This is a genomic window from Sphingobacterium paucimobilis HER1398 (assembly GCF_000416985.1).
Lineage (GTDB): Bacteria > Bacteroidota > Bacteroidia > Sphingobacteriales > Sphingobacteriaceae > Sphingobacterium > Sphingobacterium paucimobilis.
This window is the reverse complement of record NZ_ATDL01000015.1, coordinates 578,431-595,781: the sequence shown is the minus strand read 5'-3', so window position 1 is coordinate 595,781 and position 17,351 is coordinate 578,431. Positions and strand designations below refer to the sequence as shown.

At 40.4% G+C, this 17,351-nt stretch carries 12 protein-coding genes; all 12 read left to right on the top strand.

All coding sequences use genetic code 11. From position 1 onward, the window contains the following. Nucleotides 1-130: 130 nt before the first annotated feature. The 12 genes from M472_RS35365 to M472_RS35310 all read left to right on the top strand — a co-directional run bounded on the left by M472_RS35365 (nt 131) and on the right by M472_RS35310 (nt 17,340). Entirely contained in the window at nt 131-661 is a 531-nt protein-coding gene (locus M472_RS35365) for a sigma-70 family RNA polymerase sigma factor (RefSeq protein WP_021070684.1), read from the top strand. A 21-nt stretch (nt 662-682) separates the two neighbouring features. Continuing rightward, nucleotides 683-1,816, top strand: coding sequence for a FecR family protein (locus M472_RS35360; RefSeq protein WP_021070683.1), 1,134 nt, complete (start codon nt 683-685; stop codon nt 1,814-1,816). A 143-nt stretch (nt 1,817-1,959) separates the two neighbouring features. Beyond that, on the top strand, nt 1,960-5,550 hold the full coding sequence (locus tag M472_RS35355; protein WP_037458628.1) for a SusC/RagA family TonB-linked outer membrane protein: 3,591 nt from the start codon (nt 1,960-1,962) through the stop codon (nt 5,548-5,550). A gap of 59 nt (nt 5,551-5,609) precedes the next feature. Next, nucleotides 5,610-7,076 carry a RagB/SusD family nutrient uptake outer membrane protein gene (locus M472_RS35350; protein WP_021070681.1) on the top strand — a complete coding sequence of 489 codons (1,467 nt, stop codon included), beginning with the start codon at nt 5,610-5,612 and terminating at the stop codon, nt 7,074-7,076. A gap of 65 nt (nt 7,077-7,141) precedes the next feature. Beyond that, nucleotides 7,142-8,014 (top strand): substrate import-associated zinc metallohydrolase lipoprotein, encoded by an 873-nt coding sequence (locus M472_RS35345; protein WP_021070680.1) that lies wholly within the window; start codon nt 7,142-7,144, stop codon nt 8,012-8,014. Continuing rightward, nucleotides 8,011-9,321 carry a DUF4302 domain-containing protein gene (locus tag M472_RS35340; protein ID WP_021070679.1) on the top strand — a complete coding sequence of 437 codons (1,311 nt, stop codon included), beginning with the start codon at nt 8,011-8,013 and terminating at the stop codon, nt 9,319-9,321. Before M472_RS35345 ends, M472_RS35340 begins: the two co-directional genes overlap by 4 nt. A 37-nt stretch (nt 9,322-9,358) precedes the next feature. Then, nucleotides 9,359-10,681 (top strand): DUF4302 domain-containing protein, encoded by a 1,323-nt coding sequence (locus M472_RS35335; RefSeq protein WP_081643179.1) that lies wholly within the window; start codon nt 9,359-9,361, stop codon nt 10,679-10,681. 835 nt (nt 10,682-11,516) lie between these two features. Continuing rightward, nucleotides 11,517-12,326: a Cof-type HAD-IIB family hydrolase gene (locus M472_RS35330; RefSeq protein WP_021070677.1), complete on the top strand. Its 810-nt coding sequence runs from the start codon at nt 11,517-11,519 to the stop codon at nt 12,324-12,326. 11 nt (nt 12,327-12,337) lie between these two features. Further along, nucleotides 12,338-13,678, top strand: a complete 1,341-nt coding sequence (gene hemL, locus M472_RS35325) for a glutamate-1-semialdehyde 2,1-aminomutase (protein WP_021070676.1) — start codon at nt 12,338-12,340, stop codon at nt 13,676-13,678. A gap of 232 nt (nt 13,679-13,910) precedes the next feature. Continuing rightward, complete coding sequence (locus M472_RS35320; RefSeq protein WP_031301774.1) at nt 13,911-16,049, top strand: cbb3-type cytochrome c oxidase subunit I; 2,139 nt, start codon at nt 13,911-13,913, stop codon at nt 16,047-16,049. Between the two features lie 14 nt (nt 16,050-16,063). Beyond that, entirely contained in the window at nt 16,064-17,068 is a 1,005-nt protein-coding gene (locus M472_RS35315) for a cbb3-type cytochrome c oxidase subunit II (protein WP_021070674.1), read from the top strand. Beyond that, nucleotides 17,068-17,340: a hypothetical protein gene (locus M472_RS35310; RefSeq protein ID WP_021070673.1), complete on the top strand. Its 273-nt coding sequence runs from the start codon at nt 17,068-17,070 to the stop codon at nt 17,338-17,340. The genes M472_RS35315 and M472_RS35310 overlap by 1 nt, the downstream gene beginning before the upstream one ends. The last annotated feature ends 11 nt before the right edge of the window (nt 17,341-17,351 follow it).

Here is a 17,351-nt window from a genome sequence, read left to right as displayed (position 1 = left end):
ACGCATGCTTTTGCTGTTGGCTTGTATGATATAAACCAAGTGCATAGCGTTTTAAATGGCCAATAATTGATTATAAAACCCAAGGTAGTTTATTTTTTATTGCGATTTATAGTGACTTTTTGAAGTTGGTATGATGGAAAAATTTGAAGTTATTTTTAAAGAGTACTATTCGAGATTGGTGTTTTATGCAAAGTCGAAGGTGTTAGATATGGAGGTTGCCGAAGATGTCGTTCAAGATGCTTTTGTACAGCTTATTAATAATAAAACCAATATTTCTGAAGATACCAGCCCTATTGCTGTTCGCAACTTTTTGTACACATCGATTCGTTATACCATATTAAATCGGATTCGCAGAACCAAGGTGCACGATACCTATCTTTTGTTGACCCCGCGGGAAGAGCTGGATGATACAGACTTAGAACAGGATATTATCAAGGTAGAAACTTATTTCGAACTTTATAAAGCAATAGATAGCTTGCCACATGTTTGCCAAAAGGTCGTGCGCTATGGTTATCTGGAAGAATTATCCAATAGTGAAATCGCAGACAAATTGGGAATTACAGTTGAAACTGTCAAATCTCATAAGAAAAGAGGCGTGAAATTATTACTTCAGCGGATGACGACTTTATTTTTTTTATTTTTCTTTACCCCTTTTATGTAATCTCCGTTTCTTTATTATAAGATGGAGAGAAACCGAGTAACTAACCTGATCTTAAAATACAAATTATCTTCATTAACCGATGAGGAGCTGGACGAGCTGACATCTTGGTTAAAAGAAAAACCTGAAAATGTCAGTGCATTTTCAAGTATTTGTAAGGACAAAGAAGTTTTAGAAGCCTTTAATACATTTGAGACAGCAGTAGCCGAAGATGCTTGGGAGCTTGTGCGTAAGAAGGTAACGAAAAAAAATGTATTTTTTCGCTACTATCGGTATGTTGCAGCTGTTTCTATAGGCCTTTTGCTTTCCTTTACAGGATACTATATTTGGATTGCAGATACTGGAAGAGAAGTAGTCGAGAAAAACGCAACAAAAGCTTTAGATTTATTCCCAGCGAAAGCAGAAGCCCGTTTGATTACCTCCGATGGAGAAGAGCATGATTTACATGCCGCTGCGCATATTAATGGCTTTACTTCTTTAGAGGAGGGGAGTTTGCAATATGAAGAAGGAGCGACAGATGTACCGCCGGGTATAAATACGCTAATGACTCCTGAAGCAGCCGTCTATACGATGTTTTTACCTGATGGTACCAAGGCAATGCTCAATGCCTCGAGTTCTTTAGAGTTTCCAAGTAAGTTTGCTTCAGATAGCCGCGTTGTCAAAGTGACTGGTGAAGTATATTTTGAAGTGAAGTCGGATAAGAATAGACCATTTGTCGTACAATCTGATGATTTGAAGATAAAGGTATTGGGTACTAAATTTAATATCAATGCTTACGAGCAAAATAAGCGTATTGCTTTATTGGAAGGCAAGGTGCAGGTAGAGAATTTGGAAAACAAAAAAATCATGATGCCCAATGATGTGATTATTACTCGTGGTGAAGAATTGTTTAAAAGTAACAAATCTATAGAAAGGGAGTTGAGTTGGGTCGATGATTTATTCTATTTTGAAAAAGATAACCTTAAGCATATTACTACCCAATTGAGACGCTGGTATGGCGTAGATGTCGAGATAGCTCCTCAAGTCAACCAGAACGTATTGTATACAGGCAAGATAAGTCGGCAAGCGATGCTGACCGATGTTCTTGATATATTGAATTACCTAACTAATCTAAAATTTAAGCTAAATGAAAAAAAGATCACCGTAACAGTAAATTAACAAGTGAGGGTGGTGGAAGACCCTCACAAGATTGAATTAAAGCATTTTGTAAACTAAAACTCACTAACAAATTTATGATTTTTTTTGTTAATAGTCCTCTTTTTCTCTTTTTTAAGAGAGGACATCAAGGTTTTGTAAAAATAATGAAGTTAATATTCTTTTGGATTCTCATTTTTACAACCTCCGTATATGCCAATTCATTTGGACAAAAGGTCACCATGAATGTATCAAACAAATCGTTAAGGTCTATTCTTAATGAATTTGAAAAGCAGACCGGTTATCATTTTGTATATAAAGATGAAGAAATAAATTCCTTTAAAGAGGTTGATTTTAAAGCTGAAGCGCTGGATTTAGATGAGGCTATGCGTAAGTTGGCGAACAGTACAGGGTTAAGTTATAAGCTGGTTTCGAAGCATATCATTCTACGACGTTCGGTGTCAGATCTTTCTGCTGTTGTTGGTAGTATAAGGCAGGAAGGACTTTCAGGAGTAGTGGTAGATTCCAAAGGCTCTGCAGTAGCTGGCGCTACGGTCAGCGTCGTTGGTAAAAACTTGAGCATATCTACGGATCAAACCGGAAAATTTCGTATCGGGGCTACTGTAGGTGATAAGCTAGAAGTCATGATGATAGGTTATCAGAAGCAACAGTATGTTGTACAGAGCCTGGCTAGTGCGCGTATCGTCCTTAAAGAGACCGTAGAATCTATCGATGAAGTCGAAGTTGTTGCTACCGGATATCAAACGATTGATAAAAAGTTGTTTACAGGAGCTGCCAGCAGTGTAAAGATGGATGATATCAAGATGGACGGCGTTGCCGATATCAGTCGTATGATGGAAGGTCGAATAGCAGGGGTGTCCATACAAAACGTTTCTGGTTCATTTGGTAGCGCGCCTAAGCTTCGGATTCGCGGAGCAACCTCTATATCGGGTGACAATAAGCCATTATGGGTGATTGATGGAGTCGTTTTGGAGGAAGTAGTCAATGTCTCTAATGACCAATTGAGTAGTGGTGACGCATTGACATTACTGGGATCTTCCGTAGCTGGATTGAATTCTGAAGATATTGAATCTTTAGAAATCTTAAAGGATGCATCAGCTACTGCTATGTATGGTGCTCGTGCAATGAATGGAGTCGTCGTGATTACGACAAAGAAGGGACGCTCTGGGAGTCCACGGGTAACCTATTCTGGAAATTTTAGTACCTATACCAAACCCAGCTACAATAATTTTGACATCATGAACTCTAGGGATCAGATGAGTTTTTATGCAGACTTGTATCGGAAGGGACTGTTGAATATGACGAACTCGCTAAACTCTCCAAATGGAGGAGTTTTTAGAAAGATGTACGAGTATATGGATACCTATGATGATAAAACAAACCAGTTCCTGTTAGCCAATAACCCAACAGCACGTGAACAATTCCTGTCTCGATATGCTAATGCAAATACGAATTGGTTCGATAATCTGTTTAATAACTCTTTTGTTCAAGATCATTCTTTAGCAATATCCTCGGGAGGAGAAAAATCACAGCAATATTTTTCGACGAGTATTTTTAATGATAGCGGTTGGACTATTGCAGATAAAGTAACACGTTTCACCGCAAATTCAAGATCTAATTATCAATTTACAGAAAAATTTAATCTGGGTTTTATTGTTAACGGCAGTGTTCGAAAACAACGTGCTCCAGGAACTCAGAATAGATTTATGGATGATTATCGCGGAGAATATACACGTGATTTTGATATTAACCCGTATTCCTATGCGCTGAACAGTAGTCGCACATTGACTCCCTATGATGAGAACGGAGAGTTGGAATATTTTACCCGAGATTATACACCTTTTAATATACTCCATGAAATCAAGAACAACTATATTGATATTAGTGTATTGGATTTCAAATTGCAAGGTGAAGCAGGTTACAAATTCTTAGATAACCTGGAATATTCACTTTTAGGAAATGTACGTTATGTAAAAACGAATACGGAGACTATTATACGTGAAAATTCGAATGCGGCAAACGCCTTTCGTTCGAATTATAATATGGCAATGTTGGAGAACAATAAGTTCCTATATGCTGATCCCGATTTCCCTAATGAGAATAAGCAAGTAGTTTTACCTGCTGGTGGTTTTTACAATGTAAGGGAAAACAACCTGATGAATTTCTACGGACGTCAGACCATCAATTATAAAACGAACTTCAATGAAACACATTATATAAATGCTTTTGGAGGCCAGGAAATCCGGGTAGCCAATCGGGATGAAAGATATAATACGGGAGCTGGTTATCAATACCTAAAAGGAGGAACAGCTTTTACGGATCCGCGTTATATCAAGCAACTGGTTGAAAGTGGTGAAGATTACTTCGGTATGCAACGTACATGGGATAGATTTCTTTCCTTCTTTGCCAACGCCGCTTATTCCTACAAAGCTAAGTATGTAGTAAACCTTTCCGGACGTTTCGACGGAACGAATAAATTTGGAAAAGATGACCAGGCTACGAAGTGGCTCCCAACATATACGACCAGTGTTGCATGGAATGTTTCAGAAGAAGACTTTATGGAGCAGATTTCTGCGGTTAGTCATCTGAAGTTAAGAGGGGGATACGGATTGACAGCCTCCATGGGAAGTGCAAACAATTTTTCTACTATATTCTACGCAGGACAGAGCGTACGTCCAATATTAGCGAATGTAGAGAATAATATTTATATAGGTAGTCTTGGAAATAGGAACCTAACTTGGGAAAAACAGCATGAGTTAAATGTTGGGTTGGATTTAGGCCTATGGCGCGACAAATTGACCTTTAATATTGATTACTTTAATCGTAAGGGGTTTGATCTAATAAGCTATCGTCCTAGTTCTGGTATCTCAGGATTTAGATCTAGGATCGACAATTATGCCGATATGGATTCGCGAGGAATTGATTTTACGATTTCAGCAAAGGTGATTGATAAAGAAAGATTTGGGTATAAGGTGCATAGTACATTTGGATGGAACAAAAATAAAATCACAAATCTGTCCTACACACCTATTGTGTTTGCCATGGTCAGTTCAGAAGGGGCGCCTGTATTGAACGGTCCAGTTCGTGGTATTTATTCCATAGATTATCAATATCTAGATGAGCGAGGTCTGCCTGTATTCATCGATGAATACGGTAATAAAGCGAATACCGTAAGCTTCCAAAGTGAGAATTCCTCTCATCTTAAATATGAGGGATCTGTAGACCCCACTATTACTGGAGGATTGAATAACTCTTTCCGTTATGGTAATTTTACAGCATCTATTTTCTTCTCCTATCAGGCTGGGAACAAGGTGCGTTTAGATCCGGTCTTTAATCAATATTATTCAGATTTAGACGCCAGCAATTACGATCAAATCAATGCTTGGGCGATACCAGGGGATGAGCTTTTTACCAATATACCTTCTATAAGCGGTTACTACCAAAACCAGGATATTGCAGGTGACTATCCATACAATGCTTACAACTACTCGACACAACGGATTGTAGATGGTTCTTTTGTCCGATTGAAAACCGTTAACGTAAGCTATATGATGAAGAATGATTTCGTTAAGAGATTAAAGTTGACAGGAATCAGCTTCGGATTGAATGCAAACAACCTATTCTTGTTGTATTCTGATAAGAAGCTAAAAGGACAAGATCCTGAATTCTTCAATTCCGGTGGGGTTGCTAATCCATTGCCCAAACAAATTAATCTATCGGTAAAAGTATCCTTGTAGCGCTGTCTGATTGCATGTTAATCAACAAATGACAAGTAAACGGAATAATTTTAAAAACCATGAATACAAAGCTTATATATATATTAACTAGCGTTGTTCTATTGTTTGCGTCCTGCGAGAAATTCCTGGACCATAATCCAGATCAACGCTCGGAGTTAGAAACACCAGAACAAATTTCTGAGTTGTTGGTTTCGGCTTATCCACTAGCTGGATATGCTGGATTTTTGGAAGCTAAGACAGATAATATAGTAGATAATTTCGGAATGCCTGATTATGTAGAGGTGTTGCGTAAAAGCTTCCTTTTTGAAGATCCAGAATATGAGTATCAAGATTCACCAATCTATTACTGGACAAATACCTATAGTGCGATTGCCGCAGCTAATGAAGCATTGGTAAAAATTGCTTCGCTAAGTAATCCGGAAGATTATAGTGAGCAGAGGGGAGAAGCGCTCGTGGCGCGTGCTTATGCTCATTTTATGTTGGTCAATATTTTTTCGAAATTTTACCATGCAGAGACAGCGTCAAACGAACCAGGCATCCCTTATGTAACGGGACCTCAAACCGACCTTACTCAAAAATACACCCGGGAAACGGTAGCGGTGACGTATCAAAAAATAGAAAAGGATCTACTCGAGGGGTTAAAGCTTATTCGAGACAATTACAAGGTGTCGCGCTATCACTTTACAAGGTCTGCTGCACATGCTTTCGCAAGTCGGTTTTATCTCTATCAAAAGCGATATTCTGAAGCACTACGCCATGCAGAATTGGCTTTGCCAGGAGATATGGTGATGAATTTACGAGACTATGTGAATGTCTACGATAAAATGTCTTGGAGCGAATTTGGTCAGCATTACGCCAGTACAAAAGAAAAATCTAATTTATTATTAGTTTCAGCCGTTTCCAACTATGGATATCAATATCACTCGAATAGATATTCTGCCAATCAGTCTGTTACCGATTACATCGTCAATAATACACCTGCTGGTACGTTGGATGTCATGTATTACAATATCTATCAGCGTAACTTACAGTCGTATTTCTTTGAGAAGTACTCTACTCAGTTTATTCCCTCTGGCGCGAATGCTACGATCGGTTATACCTACACAGGATATTCCTTGTTGTCATCCGAAGAGGTGTTTTTCAATCGATTGGAGGCTATGGTATATCTCGGCCGTCTGGATGAAGTACTGGCGGAACTGAATCGATATGTAGCTACGCGAGTATACACTTTTAATGCTTCCAAACAAATCACACGTCAGAAAATAAAGAGCTATTACTTTGATGACAAAGCGGATTTTGACGACGAAGATTACAAATTGGGGTTAATAGAGACGATTCTTAATTATAGACGGGTAGAATTTATTCATGAAGGATTGAGATACTTTGATCTATTACGCTATAAGCGTACGATCAAACGTAGAACTAATGATGGAAAAGAGTTTGAAATCCCTTATAACGATAATCGTACGGTATCACAGATGCCAGCAGAGGTTGTAGATGAAGGGATAGCGTTAAACCCAAGATAGTAAACCTCGAATAATACATATTCAGAAATAGGCAATACTCTATTTTAAAACAAAATTGACTTAAAATGAATACATATAAATTTATCATAAATGCTTTGGTACTGCTCGGACTTTTCGCAACGAGCTGTTCTGAAAAGAATCCATTGGAAGAATCAAGCGATTTTTACCTGGGAATTAGTGGTAAGGACAAAGAAATAAAAACGGCACTTGATGAAGAGTTATTCCAACGTTTCCAAAAACCATTTAATATCGAAGTCACCTATCGATGGGATGGATCACAGACGCCGTACAACTCGTCGAATATGCCACCCAAAACACATCTGGTGATTCCCACTATGGATATTGTCGAGAATACATTTATGAAGCCCTATATTGAGGTCAAAGATTCCACAATTATAAAGAAATTTGCACCGCGACAGTTTGTTTTATATGGATCTCCACTTATCAATCCACAGTCTAATGTCGAAATAGCAGGACAAGCAGAGGGAGGAATTAAAATAGGTCTTTTTGATATTAATAACATCGATTTTACGGTTCGTTCTGAATTGTCATGGTTCATGAAGACTATACATCACGAATTTGTGCATATTCTTAATCAAAAAGTTCCTTTTACGGACGAGTTTCAACAGATAACCAAATCATCCTATACCGGAAGTTTTAACGTATATACAGTAGATGATGCTTTGCAACGAGGTTTTATTTCTCCCTATTCTATGGGGGCACCCATGGAGGATTTTGCAGAGCTTACTTCTTATTACTTGACCATGAGTAGAGCTGATTTCCAGTCTATGCTTGATAGAGGTGGAGCAGAGGGAAGGCGGCTTTTAGAAGCTAAGTTGCAAATAATCGAGGCGTATTACCGTGAGAATTTCAGTATAGACCTCCATGAGTTACAAGAAAAGAGTTTTTCATCCATTGTTAAAGAGACATCAAAATGAGACTACATATCTTCACAGGCTTATTAAGCTTGTTTATATTGACAGCCTGCAATGGCGATAAAAAGGATTTGGAAACTTACGAGCCGGAGGCTACGGAAGTGAATCAAGCTGAAATTGATGGGTTAACGAAAACGTTAATGGAAGGAGGAGATAAAGGGTGGGACGCACAGATCAGAACAACCTCAGGACAGGTGTTTGTTTTTAACTTCAAATTCGAAGCCGATGGGAAAGTTGCTATGCACTGTGATTGCAATATGGATCAGATTCTTGCCGCTGGGAATAGTGACTATAGCATTGGTGCGTATGACGAAGGGACCGTATTGAATTTTACAAGTTATAGTTACCTCCACCAATTGGTCGACCCTCGGCCTGAAATAATGGGGGGAGACCCAGGAAAGGGGCTCGGCTCGGATATCGAGTTTAAATTAAAGAGTCAGACTAATGATGAGATCCTGCTGACAGGAGTCAAGAACAAAACGACATTGAGGCTTGTTAAGGCAAAAATATCATTCGAACAACAGTTTGAGAAAGAAATCGAGGACTATAAGGAAATTTTAAAGCTACCATCTTATGTGAATGATGGTATTATTCACCTCAATAGAACTGCCGATGGAAGTCGGTTGTATCGTTTCAGAATGAATGCTGAAGAAGGTACTGTTCAGATCATGACCTATCCAGCTAATGCCAAGGGAGCGCCTACGATACAGAGTCCACGTACCAAACCGGAAAACGGTGAACTGTTGTTTGCAGCGCCTGTATATCTGGGGGGGGATGAGTTGGGAGGACTGAGGTATAATAAAGAAACAGAGATGGTAGAGTATCTGAAGAACAATACTTGGACAGTGGTCGGCGGTGTAGATGTTTCAGAAATTGTAGGTGATATGGGAGATGGAAAGGTATATAGGATTAGTCGACCTGCAAATAGTCCCGAGCTTGATGTTAGTAATGATTTTTTAACACTGCTTAATCAAGTTAAAACTGGTTTAAAGGATGAAGGTTTTATTTATCGTGATATGCGTTTAGAGTTTATATATAAGGGTATTACTATTATGCTTACCAATACGGAAGGTAAATATCTGAGAATGTCATGTGACTACAGCAGTGCTGGTGACAACTTTCAGATAACCCAAGTTGGGGTTGATTTGGGTGATACAGAAGGACAACGAAGTCAGCTCAATCCATTGGCTGATTATATTCGAGGTGCTAATTTCAAATTGAAATGGGGCCATATTGAAGGGGAAGATAGATTGATACCTGTATTCTATGATATCAATAATACAAACTTTGCTATTTATAGCCATCTATAAGATGTAGGAATACTCAGTTAATAAAAACAGAAGTAAAATGAGAATATTATATATAGTAGCATTGTCAATGATGTTATTGATGGGCTGCCAAAAAAACACTACGGAACCTATTCTAGGGCAATTGGACATTCGCTTAAAGGAGTCTTTGGATAATTATAGAAAGATATTGAGTTCCAATACGGAAGGAGGCTGGACCGGTACGCTACAAACAGGTACAGGTGATGAGTTTGAATTCAACTTTGTTTTCGACGCAGAAGGTAAGGTGAATATGGCATCGGATATGTCTGTGGCCTCCATGTCGGAGCGACAGTTGAGTACCTACGCATTGCAAGCTATACAGGTGCCTTCTCTGACATTCGATACCCATAATTATATTCATGAGCTAGCCGATCCTCGACCTGAGGCGATGGGAGGCGACCGTGGGCATGGGTTGTATGCCGATTTTGAATTTGAGATCTTAAAGTATGAGAAAGATACCTTGTATCTGAGGGGTATTAAGTACAAAAATGATTTCAAAATTGTAAAAGCTACTGAAGATTATATCGAGAAGTTTAAAGGACCAATAGAAAAATATAACAAAACCAGAGCGCTTTTGGCACAGTACAAAACCTATCCTTTTAAACTGGGTAACGGTAGACTGGGCGATTTTAAAATGTTTGAAGGGGATTTTGAGCTCTATGTTCTAATGTATAATAAAAATAATAAAGGAACCCCCGGGTGGATTACTGTTCCTTACGAAATTGATGAGCAGGGCTTGCATTTTGATGAGGTCACTATAGGTGGGACAAAACTGCAGGACCTGTTGCTAGATGCAGGGAAAACAGAGTTGTTGACCAAAATGAACGGACAGGAAACAAGTACGAATACCACAAATCCAAGAGACTTCATTGGTGTCAATACCGAAGGCAAGCTTTGGCGCTTCTTCGATATGCTTACTTATCTGGACCAAGACGGCAATGAAAATAACGGTTTCGCACAAATGATGAAAGGTGTAAAAGCTGATCTCAAAAGTAAAGGCGTTGAGTTTGATTACGCGTATATAGACTTATACAATTTAAGTGGTACTAATTATCTTTACTTCTATTTGGATATGTATCAGAATGGTACGTATAGAAGAGCTACCTGGCAGTACAAGATTCAGATGACCTCTACTGGTTTTAACATTGTTGATAATGGTAGTATCACATTAGGGATTGGTGCAGACGGAAATCTGTTGGCACCTATAACGGCCTATTTCAATAAGAAGAACTTTACATTCGTATGGAATCCTGGGTACCCTTCCTCATTCTTGTCGGCAGGGTTTGCGCCGGTCAGTTCTCCCAATGATATTGGTTTTGGAGGGATGAGTACGCTCGACTAAGCAGATGTTTTATTTCTGTTTTTAGGACTCTTAAGAGAATGAATAAGGGGTTATACAAGTAAAATTGTATAGCCCCTTTTTAGTTTTCTTTGAAAGAGTTTGTTCTAACAGTCTTGATCACTTCGTATATAGAAAATAAGATGTCTAAGGTAATCCCAGCTGTTATATAAAAAACGCCTGAAGCTCCCCGCTTCAGGCGTTCCTAACTAACCAATTATTAACCTAAATTATGAATACCCAAAGTTAAGGATACAGATGCTTCTGAAGTGTTAAAAACTTGTTAAGGAATTGTATATAACATGATTGTGACATATAGCGCTAGTAAAGCCGAGCAGCGCATTACACATTAAGAATGTTAGTTATCAGCCTATTCAGGAGGTCATCGTTGTGAAAGCCAATAAGACGGTTGTGATACCTGTAGATTTGTCAAAGTAGGGGAATTGGTATGATTTGTAAGTCACAGCTGCTAGCTCCGTAGATTTTTGTACAAGACTTGCAGGGCGGATTGAGCTGGGAAAGGAAACACAGACAGCTCCGTTAATCGGATGAGCTTGGACATAAAAAAAAACGCCTGAAGCGGGGAGCTACAGGCGTTCTTAACTAACCAATTATTAACCTAAATTATGAATACCCAAAGTTAAGAGTATAGACGCTTCTAAAGTGTTAAATACTTGTTAATGTTATTTGAGTAATGGTATTGTGACAAGGCTGTCGTGCGTACAGTAAAAATATAAACCACGGCGACCTGGACTATGCTGTATTGTTTTTTCTGTATCATTTGACTAATCCAGTTTAGGCCTATGTTTGTACTGTGTTTATTAAACCCCGTACAACTATGGTTAAAGCTATTTTTTTTGATGTAGACGGTACTTTATTACGATTTAATGAAGAGACTATTCCCGATTCCATACTGGAAAGTCTCCATTGTTTAAAAAGCAATGGAATAAAGGTATTTGTCGCATCAGGGCGATCTTATGCCCAGATTAAGCGTGTCACAGACTTCCCATTTGATGGATTTGTTGCCTCCAATGGAGCCTTAGGTATCGATGCTCATGGAAAGGTTCTTTATAAATCATCCATACCTTATATAGACCTGTTTAATCTGGTACAATACCTAGAGTCCAGACCTTCGGCTTTTTGTATTTCCTATATGACCGAAGAAGGTGTTTTTGCCAATGATATCAACGAATTACTGGAGCATCATTATTCACTTATCCATATCCCTCTTCCTGAGAAACGGCCACTATTGGAATTGTTGCGTTCCAAAGTATTTCAGCTGACTGCCTATATCACCCCTGAACAGGAAAAGACAATCATCGATAATATTATGGTCAATTGTGTAGCGACGAGGTGGCATGATGACTTTGCAGATATCAATAATCAGCGCTACAACAAAGCGACCGGAGTCGCCTTTTGGTTGCGTTATTACGGAATTGGAAAACGTGATACGATGGCTTTTGGAGACGGTGGCAATGATATCGAAATGCTCAAATATGTAAAGTATGGAGTGGCGATGGGGAATGCCCGTCAGGAGGTAAAGGATATCGCTTACCATGTGACCGCTGAGGTAGAAGAAGCAGGAGTCGTACAGGCTTTAAAGTATTTTAACCTGTTACAGGAAGAAGATGGATTGATTACATTATAACTAATAACGTCATGAAAAGAGAGAGATACGAGAATAGCAGACGGCTTTTTTGGAAAGCAGAAAGGCTTATACCGGGAGGAGTTAATTCTCCTGTGAGAGCATTTAACAGCGTAGGAGGGAATCCTGTTTTTGTAAAAAAAGGAAAAGGAGCCTATTTGTACGATGTCGATGATAATATCTATATCGATTATGTGAATTCATGGGGAGCTTTATTGTTCGGACATGCCTTTTTTTCGGTGGTAGATTCGATTCAGCAGCAAGCACTTTTGGGGACTTCGTATGGTATCCCAACAGAGGCAGAGATTGAATTGGCACAGCTATTTGTCGATGCGGTCCCTCATGTCGAGAAAGTTCGCTTCGTCAATTCCGGGACAGAAGCGACGATGAGCGCTGTCCGACTTGCGCGTGGATTTACGGGGAGGAACAAGATCATCAAATTTATTGGCTGTTATCACGGCCATGCCGATTCCTTCTTGGTAGCAGGAGGCAGTGGCTTATCAACATTGGGGATTCCTGATTCGGCAGGAGTACCACAAGGGGCAATAGCCGATACTTTGTTGGCCGATTTCAATTCACTAGATAGTGTAGCGCTGTTATTTGAGCAGTTTCCCGAAAGTATTGCTGCGGTGATTGTCGAACCAGTAGCAGGAAATATGGGCTGTGTGGCTCCAGTCTCGGGATTTTTGGAAGGCTTGCGTAAACTGTGTTCGCAGTATCAGACATTATTGATTTTTGATGAGGTAATGACGGGGTTTCGTTTGGCACGTGGAGGAGCACAGGAGTATTTTCAGGTAGAGGCGGACTTGGTGACCTTTGGAAAGATCGTCGGTGGTGGATTGCCGGTCGGGGCATTTGCAGGTAAAAAATACATTATGGATCAGTTGGCACCTTTGGGGCCTGTCTATCAGGCGGGAACTCTTTCGGGCAATCCTTTAGCGATGTCCGCAGGAATACAGATGCTGAAACGGATAAATAGGGATGAAGCGTTGTATCGGCGGATGGAACATAAGACGGCCTATTTGGAGGAGGAATTGAAATCCTTGTTTGAGGAGTTTAAGGTTCCCGTTTGTATCAATAGAGTAGGTTCAATGATTTCCTTGTTTTTTGATAGTGATGCGGTGACGGATTATGCTTCTGCCCAATGTGCGGACGCTGGGACATTCCGTGCATTTTTTCAGGGTATGCTGGAGCAGGGAGTTTATCTTCCTCCTTCTCCTTTCGAATCTTGGTTTTTGTCTGACGCGCTTACTCAGGAAGATCTTGATCATACGGTTGAAGCTGCCCGTACGGTGTTATCAGGTATGGTGAAAAATAAAGTAATAGAAGAATCATCTATAGGCTGGACCAGCTGATTTTGGCTGATCTGTCATGGGAAAGCTATTCGGATATGGCGTATCTTTGAGTATCAAAAGATGATCTACTAAAGTGAAGATCTTAAGGTCAGGTGACTGATTGGAAGGTAAAGGTTTGCAAGACCTTTTATAATGGTTCGAATCCATTCCTGACCTCTTCTTTTTCAAAAGCCATATTTTCCCAAACCAGATCGGTACGAATTGTATTCTTTAAATCGATTAATTATTTCTTATGGCATTTTCAAGATTTTATAGTTTATTTTTTTGTTGTTTACTGTTGTACACCCCACAGGTTTCCAAAGCACATGTCATGCTCCCTACCTCTTTTTCATTCTATGATATGGATTGGATAACCTGTCTTGGGGTTACGTTGGTTTTGTTTTTATTGATCGTGGTGACTTTATTATATAAGTATATCGATCGGTATTGGCATGTGGTACGACGACGCACCGAGCGGGAGGGTGATTTTCATGCAGAGTTGGACGAGTTGTTCTCTGCTATGAATGCCGAGCAAATGAACCGAGTGTGGACGGTAGTCAAGCGATTGGCTCAGCATAAAAAGATAGGAGTCGTTCTTTTCTTTCTGTTTGGTGCGGTACTACAGGCTAGGGCACAATTCTACGAGAAAGTAGAGGACCTGGATTTGCTGAGTCAAGGCGGTGTCCTGGTGACCATGGTTCTGGTAGGTATTCCGCTGGTTGTTGCTATTATCCTATTGATTGTACAGATAAGGAAACAAGTGCATAAGTCTGTTCGTATGGGGACAAAGAAAGATGCAGAAGATCTTGCGACCTATATGCAGCAACAGGATGATGTAGATGCTGCTGTTTTTGAAAAGCGGATGGGGGCACTTCAATATAGACTTTCGGATCAGGAATTGAGTGGTGCGGCTGCGGTATCTGATGAAAAAGGACTGTTACAGGCCCGAGATCTGGATAACCTACCGTTCGTGGCAAAAAAGCGAAAAGCACTTCCCCGACCTAAAATAGATGCTTCAAGTTCCAAATTGATACAATGGTTTATCGGTACGGCTACATTCTGGCTGTTATTTGGTACGACCGTCGGCGAATATTTAGGTATCAAATTTATTGCGCCCGACGCCGAAGCGATCAGCTGGCTCAGCTTCGGGCGACTACGCCCGGTCCACACCAATGCTGTTTTCTGGGGCTGGTCATCCTTAGGGATGATCGGGTTGGGCTATTATATTGTTGCCAAGGTGAGTAATGTACCGTTGCAGAAAGTCAATTGGGGGTGGTACTCTTTGATATTGATCAATGCCTGCGTATTATTCGGGAGCGTCAGTCTGATGGCCGGAATAAACAATGGCGGCGGTGAGTACCGCGAGTATATCTGGCCCATTATGCTGCTGTTTGCCTTGGGACTGGCGTTTACCTTAGGTAGCTACCTCAAAACAATAGCGAAAAGAAAAACCAAAGAGATTTATATCTCCAACTGGTATATTGTATCGGCTGTATTGTTCATTTCTATCGTTGCTGTAGTGGGCTATCTTCCTTCTTATCAGGATGGATTGGGGGAGACTATTATTCAGGGATATTATATGCATCAGGCGGTAGGGATGTGGTTTATGCTGTTTACCTTGGGGATTGTCTATTATTTTCTGCCCCAACAGCTCAATCGTCCTATTTACTCCTACAGTCTGGGTATACTGGCGTTCTGGACACAGATTCTGTTCTATACGCTTATTGGTACACACCATTTTGTTTTCAGTGCTATTCCTTGGTGGCTACAAACTGTTGCTATTGTGGCCAGTGCTGGGATGGTAATCCCTGTGGCGGCAGGTACGACCAATTTTATCATGACTTTCCGTGGTGCCTGGCACAAAGTGAGAGATAGTTATTCTCTTCCCTTTTTTGTAGTAGGTATTGTTTTTTACTTTACCGGATCGATGCAGGGCACAGCTGAAGCTTTTCGGTATACCAACTTACTTTGGCATTTTACTGATTTTACCGTAGCGCATTCCCATATGACGATGTATGGTATCATTGCCTTTTTGCTGTGGGGTAGTATTTATGCCTTATTGCCCCGCCTCACTGGGAAGGAATCGAGCCAGGCAGCTATAGGTGCTCATTTTTGGTTAGCCTTGATCGGACTTATGATCTATTCGGTGTCTCTGATGTACGGTGGGACATTGCGTGGTCTGGCATGGATGGAGAATGTACCATTTATTGATAGTGTGACGTTGATGATGCCCTACTGGTTGTGGCGCGCAATAGGGGGTACGTTGATGTGGATATCGCATATCGTATTTGCGTATAATGTGTTCCAGATGATGGCTGTAAGTAAAGAGGGTGAGTCACTTGTAGAACAGGTTGTAGCGCATTTGGAGATGAAAAATATCGAAAATAAATAAGAGAGGAAGCTGAAATGGAAATTTTTAATAATCATAAAAAGCTATTTACAACGGCTACGGTTTTATTTCTGTTGTTGACTGTTGTTATCGCTATTGTACCTGCTTTTGATAATCAGATGAATAACGGTCCTCTGCCGGATGCGCAGCCCCTGAGCGAAAATGCAAGAAAAGGTAGAGATCTGTATATATCTAATGGCTGTGTAGCTTGCCATAGTCAGCAGGTACGTAATGTGCATATGGACAAAGTGTGGGGCAATAGACCATCCATAGCTGCTGATTATGCATTGAGCACGCGTGTGGATACCTGGCGAAATACAGCAACATTGATGGGGACTGAACGAACAGGACCTGACCTGACGGATGTAGGAAATAGGCAACCTAGTCTGGATTGGCATCTCCTCCATTTATATAATCCGCGTCTGGTTGTTAAGGAGTCTATTATGCCGGCTTACCCATGGTTGTTTACATCTAAAGAGGTTTTGGAAGAAGGGGATGTTGCGGTAAATGTACCGCTGGCTATGCGCAAAGGAAATCAAAGGGTAGTGGCCACCCAAGAAGCGCTATATCTTGTTGCTTACCTGCAGGAGTTGAAGCAAGCTCCGCTTCCTGAAGCTACAACTACGCCATCTTTTCTTTATAAGCCGGAAGAGAAATCCGGGGAAACCGTATCAAAAATGGATGATGGACTATTGGATGGACAGACATTGTATGCTGCCAATTGCCAATCCTGTCACCAGGCTTCGGGCGAAGGGTTGGCGGGGGCATTTCCTCCGCTGAAAAACAGTAAAATCGTGCTTAGCAATGACCTCAAGCTGTATGTGGATATTATCATGAACGGTTATGATTCTAGACCTGAATATAGTGCAATGCCTGCCGTAGGGAATAATATGGGCTGGACGGAAAAGGAAGTAACTGCGATTATAAACTATGAGCGTAACAGTTGGGGCAATAAAGCGCCCAAGGTGAGCGAAGAAGAGGTTAAAGAAGTGATGGAGTATTTAAAAACACAAATGAAGTAATGGAAAAGCTAAAAAGTATACTGCTTATTGCGTTTTTCGTAATACAGCAATCGGTATGGGCTTGCCCGGTCTGTGATCGGCATCAGCCCAAGATATTAAGGGGTGTGGTGCATGGATCTGGGCCAGACAGCCAATTTGACTATTGGATTATAGGGGCTGTAGCCTTGATGGTGCTGGCTACACTTTTTTTCTCCATTAAATGGCTGATTCGGCCTATGGAGAAGGAAGATACACATATCAAGCGGATGATAATCAATGAAGTGGAAGTTTAACGTATACGGTA